General features: G+C 50.7%; 13 protein-coding genes. 7 read left to right on the forward strand and 6 right to left on the reverse strand.

All coding sequences use genetic code 11. From position 1 onward, the window contains the following. Positions 1–310 precede the first annotated feature (310 nt). Together FIU82_RS15480 and FIU82_RS15485 are read right to left on the reverse strand one after the other, a co-directional pair. On the reverse strand, positions 311–2,716 hold the full coding sequence (locus tag FIU82_RS15480; protein ID WP_152441536.1) for a YbcC family protein: 2,406 nt from the start codon (positions 2,714–2,716) through the stop codon (positions 311–313). Further along, a complete protein-coding gene (locus tag FIU82_RS15485; RefSeq protein ID WP_152441537.1) occupies positions 2,716–4,284 on the reverse strand; it encodes an NADH-quinone oxidoreductase subunit L in 1,569 nt (522 codons plus the stop codon). The genes FIU82_RS15480 and FIU82_RS15485 overlap by 1 nt, the downstream gene beginning before the upstream one ends. Positions 4,285–4,381: 97 nt before the next feature. Between FIU82_RS15485 and FIU82_RS15490 the strand changes: the two genes are divergently transcribed. The 4 genes from FIU82_RS15490 (at position 4,382) to FIU82_RS15505 (ending at position 10,608) form a co-directional block, all read left to right on the forward strand. After that, positions 4,382–5,269, forward strand: a complete 888-nt coding sequence (locus FIU82_RS15490) for a LysR family transcriptional regulator (protein WP_152441538.1) — start codon at positions 4,382–4,384, stop codon at positions 5,267–5,269. 162 nt (positions 5,270–5,431) lie between these two features. Further along, positions 5,432–8,440, forward strand: coding sequence for a TonB-dependent receptor (locus tag FIU82_RS15495; RefSeq protein ID WP_152441539.1), 3,009 nt, complete (start codon positions 5,432–5,434; stop codon positions 8,438–8,440). 127 nt (positions 8,441–8,567) lie between these two features. Then, complete coding sequence (locus FIU82_RS15500; protein WP_253946384.1) at positions 8,568–9,674, forward strand: Xaa-Pro peptidase family protein; 1,107 nt, start codon at positions 8,568–8,570, stop codon at positions 9,672–9,674. Beyond that, positions 9,661–10,608, forward strand: a complete 948-nt coding sequence (locus tag FIU82_RS15505; protein ID WP_152441540.1) for an ornithine cyclodeaminase family protein — start codon at positions 9,661–9,663, stop codon at positions 10,606–10,608. Before FIU82_RS15500 ends, FIU82_RS15505 begins: the two co-directional genes overlap by 14 nt. Before the next feature lie 205 nt (positions 10,609–10,813). Here FIU82_RS15505 and FIU82_RS15510 read toward each other — a convergent pair whose 3' ends face one another. Both FIU82_RS15510 and FIU82_RS15515 read right to left on the reverse strand, forming a co-directional pair. Then, the gene (locus tag FIU82_RS15510; protein ID WP_253946385.1) at positions 10,814–12,058 is read right to left on the reverse strand and encodes an iron-containing alcohol dehydrogenase; all 1,245 of its coding nucleotides are present in this window, start codon (positions 12,056–12,058) and stop codon (positions 10,814–10,816) included. Between the two features lie 184 nt (positions 12,059–12,242). After that, positions 12,243–13,943, reverse strand: coding sequence for a collagenase (locus tag FIU82_RS15515; protein WP_152441542.1), 1,701 nt, complete (start codon positions 13,941–13,943; stop codon positions 12,243–12,245). A gap of 125 nt (positions 13,944–14,068) precedes the next feature. On the opposite strand from FIU82_RS15515, the gene FIU82_RS15520 reads away from it, so the two are divergent. After that, the gene (locus FIU82_RS15520; protein WP_022945818.1) at positions 14,069–14,551 is read left to right on the forward strand and encodes a glutathione peroxidase; all 483 of its coding nucleotides are present in this window, start codon (positions 14,069–14,071) and stop codon (positions 14,549–14,551) included. Continuing rightward, complete coding sequence (locus tag FIU82_RS15525; protein WP_022945819.1) at positions 14,552–14,998, forward strand: MarR family winged helix-turn-helix transcriptional regulator; 447 nt, start codon at positions 14,552–14,554, stop codon at positions 14,996–14,998. Here FIU82_RS15525 and FIU82_RS15530 read toward each other — a convergent pair. Next, entirely contained in the window at positions 14,995–16,002 is a 1,008-nt protein-coding gene (locus tag FIU82_RS15530; protein ID WP_253946391.1) for a mechanosensitive ion channel family protein, read from the reverse strand. The genes FIU82_RS15525 and FIU82_RS15530 overlap by 4 nt on opposite strands. A 189-nt stretch (positions 16,003–16,191) precedes the next feature. Between FIU82_RS15530 and FIU82_RS15535 the strand changes: the two genes are divergently transcribed. Then, positions 16,192–17,160, forward strand: coding sequence for a YihY/virulence factor BrkB family protein (locus FIU82_RS15535; RefSeq protein ID WP_022945821.1), 969 nt, complete (start codon positions 16,192–16,194; stop codon positions 17,158–17,160). Between the two features lie 52 nt (positions 17,161–17,212). Here FIU82_RS15535 and FIU82_RS15540 read toward each other — a convergent pair whose 3' ends face one another. Continuing rightward, positions 17,213–19,489 (reverse strand): CHRD domain-containing protein, encoded by a 2,277-nt coding sequence (locus tag FIU82_RS15540; protein WP_152441544.1) that lies wholly within the window; start codon positions 19,487–19,489, stop codon positions 17,213–17,215. Between the last annotated feature and the right edge of the window lie 60 nt (positions 19,490–19,549).

The following is a 19,549-nucleotide window of genomic DNA, read 5'->3' on the forward strand; positions in this document are numbered from 1 at the left end:
CCAGAGTGGGTTGGTAATGTCTAAATAGAATAGGGTTGTGGGAAACGAGCATTGAGATATCCGAGCCTAACAATGGCTCGGTATGTAAAATAGTAACTTTAATATTTTCAGTGCTTTAGCCTGATTTTCTACTTATTCGAGCCAAAAGCTGTTCTGCATAACGAGCCTCATTTTAACCTCAGTGGGCAACTTCACTTATTCCAAATTTACATGCTGATGCGCATCACCACTGAGCGACTCCGAAAAGCCAAGTAGCGCAGCTGTTCTTGCTTTTGGCTGTTATGCACTTATGGCACAACAGCGCGTATGCTTAGCAGGTTTGCCACGCGCCGTCACAAAAGCGTTCAATCTGGCCATCGTCGTCCCAGCGCATTAAGTTGAGCCAACGGTTATCAACCAGGCTTTTAACGCTTTCGTGGCGCGCATAAATAGACTCAATAGGCGTTCGTGGCGCGGCGATGTACACGCTCAAACGCAGTGGCTCGTGCATCCAGCGTTCGCCATTGTGGATAGATTGCATCGCCAGGCCAATACGTAAGTCGCCGCCGTTGCCCTCAAAGATCCCTATGTTACCGCCTACTGCATTGTGCAATACCTTATTACCACTGCCGTATTTATAGTTATCGGTGACCGATGCGGTATATTGGCTGTTGATCCAATTAGTTACTATCATTGGCGCGGTCATAATAAGCTCTAAAGTGCGAAAGGCTTCATCATGTTGCCAGTGGTAGTCGTGCAAAAAGCTACGCCCTTGCAGGTTCGCATTGCGTGTCCAGCTACGCGGTGCGACGATAAAGGCGGCATTATTCGCCAGCCCCCATTCCGGGCGCACTTGCGACCAGTCGCCAGCGCGGTTTAAATAGGCTTTGTCGATGTCTTTATCGCTTTGCTCTTTAAGCTCAGGGGCAATATTGATCAGCCGTTCGCGCTGAGCTGTGTTCGTGGCGTTATCGAGCCACTGACGGCTTTGCTCGTCCAACTCGCTATCAAAAATCTGAATATGGTCGGTGGTGGTGTTATGCAGCGCGGCAACAAACTCGGTGACGCTAGGAATCGTGATCCCTTTGCTTGCCACCTGTTCACGTACTTTTTCGTCATTCAATAATTGCGCTAACACACGCACATTCACCTCGCCGCTTTGTCCGCCACAGGCGCCGCACTCAAGGCCAGCAGCGTGAAGGTTATTGGTGGTGTGGCTGCCGTGACCCACTAACAACACCTTGGGCGCATACCGCTGTATGCCCATGGCTTTGAGTACGCCGTAGGCGAACTCAGCTTGCTGCGCTAAGCTTAGGTTATGGTCGTCCTTATGCAGTTGCCACTGAATGTGCTCATTGTGTGCGGCTTGTTTGGCGCGCTTAAAAGAGTTTTTCAGCATTTTCAGGGCGTACATCCAGCCTGCGGATTCCACCATCGAAAATGACGACGGCGCCGCCTTTGACCAGCCTTGCCAATGGGCACTGAAGTGGCGTTTGCGTTTTGCACCTTTAGGCGCCTGTGCTTCACTTACTTTGATAACAGGTTTAAGCAGTCCCGGAAGTTGCGGGCGTTTGAGCGCGCTGTCTGCTGGTTGATATTCCAGCGGTAAGCCAAAAAAGCCTGCAAAACCAAAAGTATGAATGTGCTCACTTTGTGCCTCTAAGGCACGGCGCATCACTTCTGAGCGCACATCAATACAAAACACAGCCTGTAGCGCACTTTCGCTAGGGGGGGCAGGCTCAGCTGCTCTGAGTGAGGCATGCAAGTTTTGCTGATAATTGACCTCTAACGCTTTGGCCCACACCCACAAAGGTTTTTGCGCTGCTTTAAACGCTTGTGTTCGTTCAGGAAGGTGCTGTTTTTCACATTGCCATTGCTCATGTAACACCGCGAATGTGCTGGTGTGTTGCGCTTTTAAATAGCGCCAAATGACCACATCCCAAGCCATGCGGATCGCCAGCAGTTGTAGCATGTCGTCTTGCGGCTGTTGATAGAGCCGGCCTTGCCAGCGAATGTAGGCCACCCATGAGGCCCAGCCGTTTATATCGAGCAATAAAGCATGAGCATAGGGCTCAAGCATGTCATCATCAAGCTCTAACAAACGCAGGCTTTGCGATAGTAGTTCATCAGCCGTTTCCGGTAGTTGCTGAAAATATTCATGTAAACCAGCTTCATCCATGACGATACTGATGCCTTTGTCAGCGCGAATAACACTGAGCCAGTGTTGGTATAAGTCTGGCATTGACGAGACATTGTCACGGTACAGCATCGGCCTTAACTTTTGGTAATGAGCAGCGCAAAACTGACTGATCTGATGGATTATTTCATCCCGCCACGCCATTTTGTGGGCCGGGCGGTGGGCGTCTAGTAAATCGGCGATATTGTGCCAATGCTGTTGTGGCAGCGCGATTTCCAAAGCACTGTGTAGTTGCTCGGGGGTGAAGTCATAGCCTAGTTGACTGTTGGCCATGGCCAAATGCGCATCGGTGATGTCGCCATCGGCCCAGCGCTGGCGATAATACGCACGAGGCATGAGCAAGTCGACATTGGCCAAGGTTGCCAGCCGGGCAGCCACATCTTCAATGGCAAGACCGCGCATTTCCCAAAACGGATTAACCGCTATCATCTGATCTAACGGCCAGTTCGGCGCTATGTATTGGCATGCTTGAGTAATAGCCTGTTGCTGCGTGGTGCTCAAGCTAAATAGCGGTGCAGGCGAGGGTTGCTGAGCGCTCATTAAAAGTTCTCCTTAGCTGAACTGGCGGACGAGTGTGAGGCAGTTTTAGCATTTTGCCGAGTGGGTAAGCGCGTAGGCCATATTCTCAGAGTGAGTCGAGTCAGCCATTCATCTAAGTACAAACCTGCGAACAAGATAGCCGAGAGTGCTTGCACTCTAGGTTTATGGTTTTGATAGCGTAAAACATAACTGCAACACATCAGGCTGACAATCAGTAATAAGGTCCACAGGTCGGCAGCACTCAAGGGGGCCTCTCGCCAGTTACTTGCGGGCACAGCAACCGCAAACAGCGATTTAAGGGCTGCATAACAGCTGGCCAGAGCCAGAGCTAACAGCGCCATGGTGACAAAGTGGCCGTTGGTGATAAGCCCACGACGAGTAGCAATAAGCACACTCAAGGCGAGGGCAACCAAGGCCCATACACTGATGGCGCCGTAGTAACCGCTAAAATGGTATACCAAAGCTACGGCAATGCAGGAGAACACGCCACTGGCAAGCCAGTCTTTGCCATTGGGTGAGCGCCCTGGTGACAGCCGCCGAGCGATATCTTCTTGCACGGCGTTGCCTGAATTTAAAAATGCGTGTGCTTTGTAGGCTGAGTGGGTCACAAGGTGCAGCAGGGCGAGCTCAAACAGCCCTAATGCGCATTCAACCAGCATTAACCCCATTTGTGCACTGGTGGACCACGCCAAACGTACTTTCACGCTTACCCGAGTGGTCATCACAAGGGCGCTGATCACTGTGGTGAGTCCGGCAACGATAAGCACTAACCATTGTCCCACGGTGGCTTGCATAAATAGGGGTGCGAAGATGATTAATAAAAAGCCGCCTAGGTTGATAACCCCAGCGTGTAAAAGCGCACTAACCGGGGTCGGAGCTTCAACTACTTGCATTAGCCAACCATGAATGGGTAGCTGTGCACACTTAATCAAGGCCGCTAGGGCAATAAAAAACCCGGCGCAGTGTTCGGTAAGTGTCAATGGCGCCGTGTTGTTAACATAAGAAGCGGTAATTTCATTGATTAACAAGCTATCGTGATGCCAATAAAGCAGAGCAAAGGCCACTAACAGCGAGGTTTCTGCGCAGCGTGCGACAATAAACTTTTTATGGGCAGCCATCACCGCACGCGGTCTGTCAGGATAGAACATTAGCAATCTATGGAGGGCGAGGCTAATGGCCACCCAGCCCAGCCAAAACAGCACAAGATGGTTACTAATTACCACTAAGGAGACCGCGCTTAAAGTAGCGATTAAGCGTCGCCAAAATAAGTTGATTCGCTGCTCGCCGGCCATGTAATTGCGGCAAAACTTTATTAATATCAAACTCATGAAAAGGATTAGGCCAAGGACGATTAAGCGCGCTGGGGACAGTGTTAATACGCTAAAGGGAGTGGCATCAAATTGGCTGTAAAGCACCGCTGTGGCGGCGAATATAAAGCCAAGTAAGGAGATAAGGCGAAACGCTCCGTTGCCATTGTTGGCACGCTTCTGCGTCCCTATATACCAAGAACTTAGCGCCAAGCTCACAGGAATAAAGGCCAGTAAAACAGAAATTAACATGTCACTCATCGATGGCTCCTTGGTTGAGTGCAGCTAGTATGGCAAAGATGCAAAAGTAAAAAAAATATATATAATTTAACGAACCGTTCTGTTTTGTATAAGTATAATGAATCGACTCAACTATCATCACCTGTATTACTTCTGGCGTGTTGCGTGTTTGGGAAACCTAACCCAAGCAGCGCAGGAGTTGCATGTATCGCAATCAGCGTTATCGGTACAAATTAAGCAGCTCGAACAATCAATGGCAATTAAGTTGTTCGCTCGCCAAGGTCGCAACCTTGTGTTAACCGATATGGGTAAGCGGGTATTGGCCTATGCCGATGATATATTTAATAAAGGTGAAGAGCTCTCGTCGTTTTTATTAAAAGGAGTACAGCAAGAGAAACAGCATTTGTCGATTGGTGTGCTTAATACCTTATCGCGGAACTTTATCGAGGGCTTTATTACCCCACTACTGAATCATCAAGATGTGAGCTTTTCTTTGACTGCGCGGCGCATGGAGGGATTGCTCAATGGCTTGATTGATCATGAACTGGATGTGGTGCTAACCAATCGCGCTATCAGCCCAAACCATCAAGACGATCTCTGGCAGAGCCGGTTGCTATCCCGTCAAGCCTTGGCGATAGTCGGGCCGCCGAGCACTAAAATAGACAGTGATTTTCCCTTGGGGTACGAGCAGGTGCAGTGGGTGGTGCCGAGCGAAAACTCAGAAATTCGTGACTCTTTTAACGCCTTGTGCGCACGATGGCAGTACAAACCCGATATTAAAGCACAAGCAAATGATATGGCGATGCTTCGTTTATTGGCACGGGACAGCGGTGCGCTGGCGGTGCTGCCACCGGTGGTGGTAAAAGATGAAATAGAGCAAGACATATTGTGTCAGTATCAAAGCCTGCCAGATGCTTACGAGCACTTTTACGCCATCACCGCGCAGCGCAAATTTATGCCCGATGCCCTCGCTCAGCTATTTGAGCAGGTTGCGGTGATCCCCTAACGACCCCGACCGCCGCTATAACCGCGATGATCTCTCACTCATAAGAGAATTGACTAAGTATATAAGTATTTTATGTATATTTAATATTGTATACAATATGTAAAAGCGCTATGGTGTGTTCGCCTTGAGCAATAAAACAACAACATCAAACAGGATAAAACCATGGCAACAGCATCAAAGCGCCGCTCCCGCAAGGGCATGCAGGCATCGTTAAATCGTCTTTTTCAAGTTAGTACCTTGGCCCTTGCAGTAGCCAGCGCCACGCCTGCAATGGCGGTGGATGGCAGCAGTATCGTTAAAGGCACCATAGTCAGCAGCGCCGGTGAAGATATTACCCGTGCCACCATCACTTTAGTGCATATCAGCAAGGGGTTAACTTATGAAGTCCGCACCGACGCCGATGGCGAGTACATTTTGCGGAACGTGCCGGTGGGCACTTACAACGTCACCGTAAGCAAAGAGGGTTATCAAAACGTCATTGAGCAAGGTGTGAAAGTAAGCATTGGTCAATCCATCATCTTAGATGCGCAAATGCTACAGGCCGGTGCGCAGCCCATGGAGCGCATTGCTGTTACCGGTGCTGCCATTCGCCGTGTCGATTTAGGTTCATCGACTTCTGGGTTAACTTTCTCCGATGAGGAAATCAAGGTTATGCCCGTGCAAAGTGGTTTTGAAAGTATCGCTTTACTGGCACCGGGCACCGCCGCTGCTGGTGGCAGCAGTTTTAATGGCGCTTCTAGCTTTGGCGGCGCATCCTCTGCGGAAAATGGTTATTACTTTAATGGGTTGAATGTAACCAGCATTCGCACTGGGCTCGGCTCTATTCGCCTGCCTTGGGAGGCTATTTCGCAAACCCAGGTCAAAACTGGGGGGATCAACCCTGAATTTGGCGGCGCAATGGGGGGGATTGTCAATGCAGTGTCTAAATCCGGTGATAATGACTTTAGCGCTGGCGCCGAGGTGCGCTGGGAGGGGGATAGCTTGCGCTCCCAGCATGACTCAATTTACCAAAGTAATGGCACCATCAGCACCAATACTCAGCGCAGTGCCTACGACTTCAGTGAGCTGCAAGTATGGGCCAGTGGCGCCCTGATTGAGGACACCTTATTTGCCTATGCTTTGTTTAATCCGCGCCGCGAAAGCTCAGAGGGCGCAGGGCAAACAACCTTTAGTGATTTCTCCCGCGATGAAGACCGCTGGTTCAGCAAATTAGATTGGTTTATTAACGAAGACCACGCCGTTGGCTTATCGGCGATGAACAACAAGCGCGAATGGGAAACGGACACCTACGGCTACAACTGGCAGCAAGACCGCATTGGCGATCAGCAGGGAGTGACGGCACCCGGGGAGGACGGCGGCAACATGTATAGCCTGTCGTACAATGGCTACCTCAGTGATTATTTTTCTATGTCGGCGGTAGCCGGGCGCGTTACCGAGAATGTTGAAAATGTGGTTGCTTCAACTAACCCGGGAGTTTGGGACGAACGCGATGGGTTTATTACGCTTTCCGAGCACACCAATGCCAATGTCTCGGCAGAGGAATATACCCGAGACCAACTGCGGCTAGATTTTAACTGGGACTTAGCCGCCCATGCGCTGCAGTTTGGCGTCGATTACACCAAGGTCGAGGTGGATTACTTCTCCGGACAAAATGGCGAGGGTGATGCCATGGGCTGGTGGACCATTGCCACCGCCGCAGACAATGATATTTCCGGTGCCGCCGCTGGTGAAGATTACATTGAGCGACGAGTACGTACTCGGGCCGTTGATTCCGATACCAGTGCGTTGGCGTTTTACATTAACGACTCATGGCAGGTCAGCGAGCAGCTGGTGCTGAATTTGGGCTTGCGCTATAGCCAATTTGAAAACACCGTCAGTGACGGGCGCGCCTATGTTGATATCGACAACCAGATAGCGCCGCGCCTGCAAGCCATATATGACTTATGGGGCGATGGCAGTGCCAAGGTCTATGCCACGTATGGGCGTTATTTTCAGCCCGTGTCGGCGAATATGAACATTACCCAAGGTTCGGCATCGGTGGAATGGTTTGAATACTTTGAGCTCGACGAGCTCAATGGTTCAGGCGAACCTGTCTTACTTGCGGATGGCTCTCCTAGTCGGGGCGCGATGCTACGCGACAGACGCTGGCGTCAACGCGGGATCACTGAGCCGGGGCTGATTGCATCCAGTAATCTTAAACCCATGTATTCCGATGAGTGGACTGTTGGCTACCAACAAGAAGTGTTCAGCGACATGACCTTTGGAGCACGTGCCATTTATCGCAAGCTTGGGCGCAGTGTCGAGGACACAGATGTAGGGCCGGTGCTGGCGAAAAAGCTGGCTGAATTAGGCATTGCCGATAATGTCGGTCAAGGCTCCTATTATGTGCTTAATAACCCCGGCGAGAGTGTACAAATGAGCTATGACTTCGACGGGGATGGACAAGTTGATGAAGTGACCTTGAGTGCCCAAGAGCTGGCATTGCCAAAGGCTGAGCGCAAATATCTGGCTTTTGAGTTCACTTTGGATGGCGCCATCACCGAGCAGCTGCGCATTGACGCTTCTTACACCTGGTCGCACAGCTGGGGCAACACCGAAGGCTTGGTGAAAACCGATAACGATCAAGCCGACCCCGGTTGGACAACCTCTTATGACTATGGCGATTTAATGGACCATGGTTATGGCAACCTGCCGAATGATCACCGCCACGCAATTAAGCTCTCGGGAACGTATGATATTACCGACAATTTAACCTTTGGCCTGGTTGCCCGGGGCACCTCAGGTCGCCCGAAAAGCTATTTCAGTGTGCACCCTGAGGGCGTTGATAGCTGTGCCCCAGGCAACCCTTGGGATGCGTGTATCAGTCGCTACTACGATCATGCCTCGCATTATGATGAAAACGGTGAGCCAGCACCGCGTGGCAGCAAAGGCAACTTACCTTGGAGTACACAAATAGATATGTCGTTAAGCTACTATGGCGAGCTATTTGGTCAAGAGCTGATGCTTAAGGGCACTGTGTATAACGTGCTGAACGATGATACCGCCATCGCCATTAACGAAGAGCGCACGCAATATGGTGCCAATGGCCTCGAGCTGAACCCAGATTATGGCATGACAACCTGGCGTCCAGCGGCGCGTTACGCCTCATTGGTGGCGCGTATTCGTTTTTAATTCCCTGAACTGCGTTATGACGCAACCCCGCCGGGCACCTTAGGTGCTCGGCATTTTTCGTTAACGACTAAGGTGCGATATGTGCGCCTTAGCGGCAATCACTATAGAGGAGCTAGAGCGAGGAGTTATGGCGATAACATTTGATTTTCAGCGCCGTATGGCGCGCTTAAGAGCACAGCTTGAGAGTCATCACGTACAGGCATTTATCATTCACAGCGGTGAAAACATTGCTTATCTCAGCGGGTTTAGTGGGCATGGGGCCACCCTGGTTGTCAGCGCCGAGCAAGCGTTACTGATCACCGATTACCGTTACTACCTGCGTGCGCTAGAGGAAACATCAAAGATGGAGGTTATCCAGCGCGATCGTGACCGCGAAAGCCTTGGGCAATGTTTGGCTCGGGTGTGCGCCAAGCACAGCGTTCTGGGCTTTGAATCGGAGCATTTTAGTGTCGGTCAATGGCAGCACATCGCCGAGCATTTGCGCGCTAATACCTGTGTTGCCACAGTACAGGTGGTTGAGAGGTTACGCCGTGTTAAAGATAGCCAAGAGATAGCCTGTATCCGTGGCGCTGCTGAGATTGCCGATGCGGCCTTGGCCGATACGCTCACTTTGCTTGAAAGCGGCATAACTGAGCGAGAATTGGCAATAGAGCTTGATTATCAAATGCAACGACGTGGCTCGCAAGGGGTGTCTTTTGACACTATTTTACTGTTCGCCGAGCGTACGGCGTTGCCCCATGGTGAGCCGGGAGCAAAGCGCTTATGCGAGGGCGATTTAATCTTAATCGATTTTGGCGCTGTGCGCAGCGGCTATCGCTCAGATATGACCCGCACCTATGTGTTGGGCGAGCCCACTAGCGAGCAACAAGCCTTGTTTGACACCGTTGACAAGGCACAACAAGCAGCGCTGCAACAGGTCTGCGCAGGCATTTGTTGCCATGAGTTAAACCACGCCGCTCAGCAAGTGTTGGCCTCGAGCCCGTATCATCGTTATGCCGGCGAAGGGTTGGGGCACGGTGTTGGCCTAACCCTTCATGAGTTGCCTTTTATTAAAGCCAATGCCCCCTATCAACTAGAAAGTGGCAACGTCATCACCATTGAGCCCGGCATTTACATTCCCAACTATGGCGGTGTGCGTTTAGAAGAAGACATTGTCGTTACCGAGACAGGCTATCAGCGCCTGACTCTAGCCCCTCAACAATTCGCGCTAAGGAGTGAACATGGAGATTATTAATCAACAGCAAGTACAGCAAGTGATGGCCTATGCGCCATTGTTAAAAGCGCTACAACAAGGCTTTGCTGGTCAAGCCACTATGCCCAGACGCAATGTCTATCCGCTCAGCCCCGATAGCGATAACCAAGATGCGTTTGCGGTGCTACCGGCATGGAATGAGCAAGTTATCGGGGTTAAAGCTTTTACTTATTTCCCTGATAATGAGCACCATGGCAAATCCAGTTTGTATTCCAAGGTGATGTTATTTTCGCGCCAGCATGGCGAGCCGCGAGCGCTGGTGGATGGCACCGAAATCACCTTGTGGCGCACCTCAGCGGTGTCGGCATTAGCGGCCAGTTATTTGGCTGCCCAACAGGCGAAAAAGCTGGTGGTATTTGGTTCGGGTAAGCTTGCTCCGTTTATGATCCGCGCGCACCTGAGCGTGCGAGATTATCAACAAGTCAGTCTGGTTGCCCGCAACACCGCCAAAGCCGAAGCCATCCTCGCGCAACTGCGCCAAGAGTTTGCTCATTGTCAATTTGAGCATACTTCAGCCAGTGAAGCGCTTATTGCCAGTGCCGATACCATCTGCTGTGCTACCGGCGGTCACGCGCCGCTGTTTCGTGGTCAATGGTTAACGCCAGGGACTCATATCGACTTAATAGGCAATCATCATCGCGATGCTCGTGAGTGCGATAGCGAAACGATAAAACGCAGTCGCGTGTACGTGGATAGCCGCGATAACGTCCTCAATGAAGCCGGGGAGCTATTAATCCCCATCAGTGAGGGGGTATTCTCACCCGAGCAAATACAAGGTCAACTCAGTGATTTGGCCAGCATCAATCGTCCGGCGCGCCAGGGTGATAATGACATTACCTTATTTAAATCCGTGGGGACTGCGCTCAGTGACCTCATTGCGGCGAATTATGTGTACCAGCGACTCTGTGACCGCTAAAGTCAAAGTGCAGTGCTGCGAAGTACTGACAATCACCCGGGGACGTAGCCTACGGGCTATGCCTATGGAGCTGATGAGCCTCAGGCCTTATTTGTTGACCTACCGATACGGTGGCCGAGTCAATTCATATATGTTTTATAGCCATGTGGCACCGCCGCGCTGGCTTTATATTAGCAAGCGCGGGGACGTTGTTATGCATTCACGCTCAGCGGTACTGGCCTGCCAACGACTGTTGCTCGTTTGTTTGCTTGGAGTGCTGCTGTTGTGGCAGTAGCGAATACAGTATTGTTTCGATGTCGTGCTGGTTAAAAAAACAGGGCACCGGGTAGTCAGGATGGGCTTCAGCAATCACTCGTTTAGCTATTGTGGCGATGTCTTCTTGGCGCAGTTGCGCAATGGTACTGGGGATAGCGCAGTCATGTAGCAAGGTGGCAATCGCTGCGCGCATATCTTGAGCATCGCTATTTGCTGCCAAAGTTTGTTGTGCCAGCGCCGTGAGCTGAGCATCGATGCGCTGTCCATAGGCATTGAGCACTGGCGCTAACAGCAGGGCATTGGCTAGGCCGTGGCCAATGCCGTACAGCGCTCCCAATTGATGGGCAATAGCATGCACATAACCCACCGAGGTGCGGGTAAAGGCTTGGCCAGCATAAAAGGCCGCCCACAACATGTGCATGCGCGCATCGATGTGGTTGGGCTGTTGGTAAACCAGGGGTAAATTAGAGAGGATCAGCTTAGTGGCAGCCACGCTTTTTGCTTTACTAAAGCGCGTTGCATTAATGCCAATATAGGACTCAATCGCGTGAGTGAGGGCGTCTATGGCGGTGGTCGCACTGAGCTGTGGGCTCAAGCCAAGAGTTAGTTCAGGCAGCAAGAGTACCCCTTTTGGTACTAAGCATAAGTCATTGATGGCGAATTTTATTTGTCGCTTGTGGTCGCTGACTACGGCGGCGACCGTGACTTCCGAGCCGGTACCCGCCGTGGTTGGCACTGCATAAAGTGGCACCAAGGGGCGCAACACCTTAAATAACCCCTGCATTTGCTGTAGGGATTTACTCGGTCGAGCAATGCGTGCGGCGATCAGTTTGCCGCAGTCCATCACCGAACCACCGCCAATGGCGATAATGCCTTGGCAATGGTGTTGCTGATAGCAGCTTACCCCATGCTCAATACAAGGTATCCCGGGATTGGCCTCAACATCGCTGTAGAGCACCGTATTAATCCCTTGCTGGTGTAGCGCCGCAATTATGGGTTGCTGCAAATTCAAAGCAACGATGCCCGGGTCGCTGACCACTAACAAGGTGCGCAGGTTTTGTTTTTTAACCTCACAAAGCCATTGCGACACCGCCTGCTGCCCGGCATAAACATGCGGCGTGCGAATGGGCAAAAGCGCCGCTGCGAGGCGAAGACCGAAATGATAAAGCCGATATAACCTGTGTGTGAACGTCACTTCGCCTCCAAGATGATATTGCTGTGCGGATACGGGCGCGCACCATTGCTTACCTTTAGCAGTATAGATGTTTTCACAAAACTGACCATAAAACATTAAGTTATATCTTTATGGCGGTAAAGCGGCGAGGGGCAATCACGGTGCTAACACCTTATATTAGCACCGTGCGTAAAGGGGCTTTACATTACAACAAGTGACGGTGATGCGCGTCGTAGCTTAGGTGTGAGGGCATTAGGTAGTCACGATAAAGGTATCGGTATAGTCGGTTTTTTGTCTCACTCGGTTGCTGCTTGGGCTCAGTAGCTGCAAGCGCATTCACAAAGCGCGCAAAGTGCGGTTGATGCTGCTTAGCGATATGTGTGAGTGTGCGCGTGTAGCCTTGATAAAAATCACCACTAAGGTGGCGCTGCAGTGAGCGCAGCGCATCAATATCATGCTGCTGTAAATAACGCATAGCTAAGTATGACCATTGATAAATTTGCTCGCTGCTATCGTTGTAATCAGTGGCAAAAATAGCCTGTAAGCTTGGTCTTTCATTGGCATCAGTGTCTTTTATGACTTCGATTGCACGAGGGTTGTGCTGAGCTTTGGCGATGAGTTCTGCAAGGCCCTCGCTCCACCACACTAGGTGCTCGGCAAAGTGGCCAAAACCGCCATATTTATTATAACGGCCATCAAGGTAGTGCACATATTCATGATTGAGATTCCACACCCGGTTAGTATCGGCTAGCCAAAACGCACGGAATGAGTAAAACGTTGCTTGGTTTTGCGGATCGCTGGGCGTCCCCTCTATGTACATACCACCATTGTTAGTTTGAATATCAAACAGTAGCTGACCATAACGATTGTAGTCGCTGTAATTGTCGAATATGACCACCCTTAGGGCATGGTTATGATCGTTGGCCACGGGCGTATAGTCGCTGGCGAATAGTTCATGAAAGTCCTGTTCTTGGGCGATTAAGCGGCGGCAGCTGTATTGCAGTTGCTCACTGCTAAGGGAAGTGGCGCGGATAAACAAGCGTTCACTACACCGGTGGTTAATAGGTAGTACATCATCGATATTGGGGCTTGCACAGCGCGCTTGGAAGCCCTCTTTACAGTAGCTCAAACCACGAAAACTGTTGACCAAATATACGGTCGAAAATAATCGCTGTTGCTCGTTTTCATCGTCAGTGCTTTGTTGCACTGCTCGCCAAATCGCGGCATCAAGCGCGTGTTGTTGTGGCAGAGGCAACAATTGATGCCAATAGCCCAATACCCAAAGTGCATGCTGCTGTTGCCATTGCGAGCGGGAAAGGGCATCACTAAGCACCGTCAAGGTTGAGGGCGAGTGGACAAGTGTGTGTTGCAGCGGTACTTCGGTGCGCGCGCTGAAAGCCAAAAAGGCCAGTGCCCGATAACTTTCCCAAAGCGCATAGTCAGCGTGAATGGTTGTAGTATCAGGCTGCGTGGCAATAAAGTCAGTGAGCGTGCTGATCCAAGAGGATGCCTTAGGGTGCAATGCGGGGGTATCAAGCAAGCGATAGATGCTCACCGCATAATGTTCCATAAAGCGATAATACTCGGCGCTATCCGTCTCTTTGGCCTTGTTAGCTAAGCGTTGTAAAGAGTTGGCGAGCTTAGTTCGCAGGCGCTCGCTGAGTTTATCGGGTTCGCCGAGATAGCTATATGAGCGTAAGAAATAAAGCACTGCATTAATCTGCTGCCACTGTGGGTGTGTCTGGTTTGCTTGGCTGTGCAAAAAGATAACGGCTTGCTTTGCCTCGGCCAACCTTGGCGTACTCGACCAGCCATCGATTGCGGGGGCAAGAGCGGATTCATCACGAGGGAGTGATGCACACCCAGTGATGAGTATTAGTAAAAGGATGAGCGTTATTTTCTTCATACGGAATCAGTTTTTATTGTTTAGCTAGACCATACACTTAATGTATATTGTATACAATAAATAAAACTTGAAAGCATTTAGATTGCGATCAATTATATTGTGCACAATATAATTGCGAGGTATTTATGTCTATTTATCAGTTTAACGCAGTCAATAACCGTGGCGAGCAAGTGTCACTTGAGCAATATCAAGGCAAAGTCTTACTGATCGCCAATACTGCAAGTAAGTGCGGCTTTACACCGCAATACCAAGGGTTGAACGCGCTTTATCAAGACTTTGAAAATAAAGGATTGGTGGTGCTCGCTTTTCCATGTAACCAGTTTGGCGCTCAAGAGCCCGGTGATGATGCGCAGATAAGTGAGTTTTGTGAACTTAATTACGGCGTGTCGTTTCCGGTAATGACTAAGGTGGATGTTAATGGTGCCGATGCTCACCCTTTGTTTTCCTATTTAAAGCAACAAGCGCCGGGCGTGCTAGGCTCTAAGGCCATAAAGTGGAACTTCACTAAGTTCTTAGTTGACCAGCAAGGGCAGGTAGTGAAACGTTACGCACCCACGACAAAACCCGAAGCTATACGCGCCGATATTGAACAACTATTAGCACCCTAAATGACAGATAACAGCACCTTATATTTGCAAAACCAACTGTGTTTTAAGCTCTACACTGCCTCTCGGCTAGTTGTGCGGGGCTATCAACCTATGTTGAATGAGCTGGGCCTGACCTATCCTCAATATCTAGTGCTTTTGGTGCTTTGGCAGCGCCATGAACAGCAACAATTGCCCATGAGTCTTAAATCACTTGGCGCAGAGCTGCACCTTGACTCAGGCACATTGACGCCGCTGTTAAAACGGATGCAAAAGCAGGAGCTGCTATCTCGAGTGCGCAGTGATGATGATGAACGGCAATTGCAAATAGCGCTTACTGAGGCGGGGTTGGCGCTGCAAAGCAACGCTAAGCAGTGGCGAGACACCCTAAGTCAATCTCTGCAGTGTCAGCGAGAAGAACTTAATGCCATGGCACTGCAACTTGATGCGCTGATAGCCGAGCTCAGCTAGATGATGTTGTTGCCTTGTTCGGGCTCCCGGGATTTTTGCGCCTGTTCACGGATATCTTCGGCATCGCTACTGATGTCATCCACCGTTTGATTATGGCGGCTAGCGCCAGTACTCGGCTTTGCCTTCTGTGGCTGTGCATGCGTAGTCTCGGCTGAGGCGTCAGGTTGGTTAACAATAATGCGCTCTCGAGCATCGTCAGGCATGCTGATCTCCTGTTCGGTAAAGGTATCGACCACCTCGCGCATCAGGTGCGAGGCCACTTTAAGCACACTGAAGCGTTCGCTATCAACCCAGAAATAAACCTGCAGGTTAGCGGTGGATGCACCGAGATTATCAATTAACACTTGTGGTGGTGGGTCGCTCAATACCATGGTTTTACTGCTAATACACTGTAAAGCAAGCTGTTGAGCCTGCCTTAAGTTATTGTCGTAACCAACGCCGATAATAAAGTGACCCCGCATCTTGGGGTTGGCTGTGAAGTTTTTGATCACATTTTTGTACACGGTGGCGTTGGGGATCTGAATATGGTTGCCATCAAAGTCAACCAAAGTGGTCGCGCGAGCGGTCACCTTACGCACTACGCCTAAACGGCCGTCCACCTCGATTACGTCATCGATTTTAAAAGGTCGCTGTATGCTTAGCAGCATACTAGAGATGAAATTCTCGGCAATGTCCTTAAAGGCGAAGCCGAGAATGAGTCCGATAAGGCCGGTACCACTCATTACTGCGACAGCAAATTCAGTCAGTGCGGCCAGACGAAGAAACACATAAACACCCAGCAGCATAATGAGAATACTGATAAAACGGCGCATGACCACCTGAACTAAACGGCTTTGGCTGAACCGATGCAAAGGTTTGATCAACAGGTAGGCCACAGGGCGAGCGAGCAGGCAGCATAGGATCATGACTGCGAGGCCAAGGCTGAGATTAGGTAACATTTGCCAGGCGTTGTGTAAAAACTGCCTAAACTGTTCACTCAATGCTTGCCAAGAGGGCTCAGGCATTGGCGGTGCAATGCGCTCAGCAGCCTTTAAAATCACAGTGGTGAGGTCAATACTCATGGTGTTTTTAGCCCACAAATGAACGAATAGGGGTATATGCGAGCAAATCCAGTGCCACTATGTTGGCGCTGTTATTGCTAGTTAACAAAGTACGATGACGGTGCGGCTGTGCCGCCAAGATAACGGAGTAATATGTTGAAAAAGCGAGGTTATCAGGCTCAAAAGCCCAGTGATGTTCCCCTACGGGGGTGGTGGGATATAAGCAAACGGCTGGTCCATAATTTAGGCCAAGACAACTTATCCCTCGTCGCTGCGGGGGTAGCATTTTATGGCTTGTTGGCGATTTTTCCAGCTCTTGCGGCATTATTATCACTGTATGGCTATTTCTTCTCAGCAGCAGATATGGTTGAACAACTTGATAGAGTGCTGAGCTTACTTGCACCTGCGAGCCAAGACTTGGTCATGAGCCAAGTGCAAGAGCTGAATGCGCAATCTCAAGCAAGCCTAAGCATCAGTGCCATTGTCGGTTTCGTGTTGACCATCTGGAGTAGCTCCAAAGGCGCGCAAGCGATGATCACTGCGTGCAATATTAGTTATCACGAGAGTAAAAAGCGCAATTTATTTATTGCCCTATTAACGCGCTTTGTTTTTGCTTTTGGCGCCATCATTATTGCGGTGGTGGCCCTTGCCACCATTGGTATATTGCCGGTAATACTCAATTATGTGGGCTTCGAGCGCAATATAGACTGGACTATAAAATTAATCACGTGGGCGCTGTTGGCTGCCATCTTTTTATTGTCACTGAGTATTATTTATCGTTACGCGCCGCATCGTCGAGCGGCTAAGTGGCGATGGCTCTCTTGCGGTGCGCTCATTGCCACCTGCATGTGGGTTGTCGCCTCGATTGGCTTTTCTTTTTACGTCTCACGGTTCGCCTCTTACAGTGAAACCTATGGCTCACTGGCTGGTGTGGTGATCATGTTGATGTGGCTCTATATCAGCGCCTATATTGTCATTCTGGGCGCAGCGATTAACGCCAGTATTGAGCAACAAACCTTGACAGATAGCACCATAGGCGAGCCTCGCTCAAGAGGGGAGCGTGGGGCAACCGTAGCCGATGAATTAACCACTAAGCAGCGCCAGCAGGTAGATAAAGAATGAATTAGCACGGCGAGGAAATAAAAAAGGCCAGCTTTGCTGGCCTTTGTAAGCTTTATTGAATCTGTCCGCGTATTTCTCCGTCTGGAAAGGCAGGCGTATGAATATTCACGTAATGGCCACCACTGGCTAAAATGGCGAAAATTTCTGCGGTAATGGCCGTCTCCGCTGGTGCCATCCAACGGTTGGCGTTCTCCATGTCTTGCTCTAGAGCGACTAAGACCGGGCCATTCTCACCCAGGTTACCGGTGTGAATGTGCGCCATAGTGGCATCACTGACACCGTTGGTAAGCACTTGCAGCTCGACGCCATAGTCGTCGGTGTTAACTAGGGCATAGCCATCACCAAAAGCGTCTGTGGTCACCATGGGTACTTGCTGATCGCCACTCAAAGGAAAGGCGACAAGTACATAGTTGTCAGTAAGAATTTGTCCGCGTAACTCTCCGCCGGTGTTTGCTGGCGTATGCACGTTGACATAGTGACCGCCTGAAGCCAGCACTGCGAATATGTCGGCATCAATTTGCGTGCCCTCTGGGGTCATCCACACCCCGGCATCCTCCATCGACTGCTCCAAGGCAACAAAGACCTCGCCATTGGTACCCACACGACCGGTGTGAATATGGGCGGCGGTGGCATCATCGACGCCTTCGGTCACCACCCGTACTTCAGTGCTGTAGTCGCTGGTATTCACCAGAGCGTAACCACTGCCTGAGGCGGAAGTGGATACCGCAGGCACTTCTTGGGCACCACTTAGCGCGAAGGTGGCCAGCGCATAATTACTGGTCAGTATTTGTCCGCGTATTTCTCCGCCCGTGTTTGCTGGGGTATGCACGTTGACATAGTGACCACCTGAGGCCAGCACCGCGAATATATCGGCATCAATTTGCGTGCCCTCTGGGGTCATCCACACCCCGGCATCATCCATCGACTGCTCCAAGGCAACAAAGACCTCGCCATTGGTACCTACACGACCGGTGTGAATATGGGCGGCGGTGGCATCATCGACGCCTTCGGTGACAACCCGTACTTCAGTGCTGTAGTCGCTGGTATTCACCAGGGCGTAACCACTGCCTGAGGCGGAAGTGGATACCGCAGGCACTTCTTGGGCACCACTTAGCGCGAAGGTGGCCAGCGCATAATTACTGGTCAGTATTTGTCCGCGTAACTCTCCGCCAGCATTTGCTGGGGTATGCACATTGACGTAGTGACCGCCAGAGGCCAGCACAGCAAAAATATCAGCATCGATTTGTGTGCCTTCAGGGGCCATCCACGTACCGGCATCGTCAAGAGATTGCTCAAGGGCGACCAACACTTCACCATTGGTGCCTAAACGGCCAGTATGGATATGCGCCGCGCTGGCATCATCAACGCCGGTGGTGTTCACCTTCAGCTCAACGCCATAGTCGTCGGTGTTAACTAGGGCATAACCGTCACCAGATGCCATGGTCTCAACTGCTGGAACTTCTTGAGCACCTGATAGAGGGAAAGTCGCGACAACAAAGTTATCTGTCAGAATTTGCCCGCGAATTTCACCATCGGGAAAGTCAGGGGTATGAACATTAACATAATGGCCGCCAGAGAGCAGAACAGCGAGTGTATCGGCGTCGATTTGCGTGCCCTCAGGTGCAACCCAATCGGTCATGACCTCATCATCTTGTTCGAGTACCACTAACACCTCACCATTGCTACCTATGCGTCCGGTATGAATATGTGCGGCGGTGGCATCGTCCACGCCCATGGTTACAGCGCGCAGCGCTAACTCATTATTGGTGCTGTCAAAGGCAGCATAGCCATAACCAAGACCGGCGCTGTCGTTAGCGGGAACTTGCTGCTCGCCGCTTAGTTTAAAGGTGATAATGGAGATGGTATCAGGCACAATCTGGGCGCGAAGTTCTCCGTCTGGGTAGGCGTCGGTGTGGACATTAATGTACCAGTCGCCGTCCATTAAGTCCGATACTAAGTCTTCACTTAGATCAGTGATAGCCACCTCTAACATGCCTTCACTGGCGGCACTAAAGGTGAAGGCAACATCACCATTTTCGCCGATATCTCCATCATGAATGTGGGCAGCACTAAAGCCTTCGACATCACTGACATCGAGAGAGGCTCGAAACTGCATCAGGTTCTCATCGAGCTCAACAGTGGCAGCAGCGCTTTGCATAGAATCGTTCATCGGTACTTCTTGCTTGGCGCTGAGCGTTAGCTCATAAGTTTGTGTGGCAGAAAATTCTGGTGCGGGAGGAGGGGGAGGCGGTGTAGTAACGTTGTCGTCATCGTCATCACTACAGGCACTCACAAATAGTAGACTACTCAGTAACAGTAGGTATCTCATAATGGCTTCCTGTAAATTGATTACTCACAGAGGGACGTTTACTGCGTGTCCAACTAGGGC

The sequence above is a fragment of the Pseudoalteromonas sp. THAF3 genome, from assembly GCF_009363775.1.
Classification (GTDB): Bacteria; Pseudomonadota; Gammaproteobacteria; order Enterobacterales; family Alteromonadaceae; genus Pseudoalteromonas; species Pseudoalteromonas ruthenica.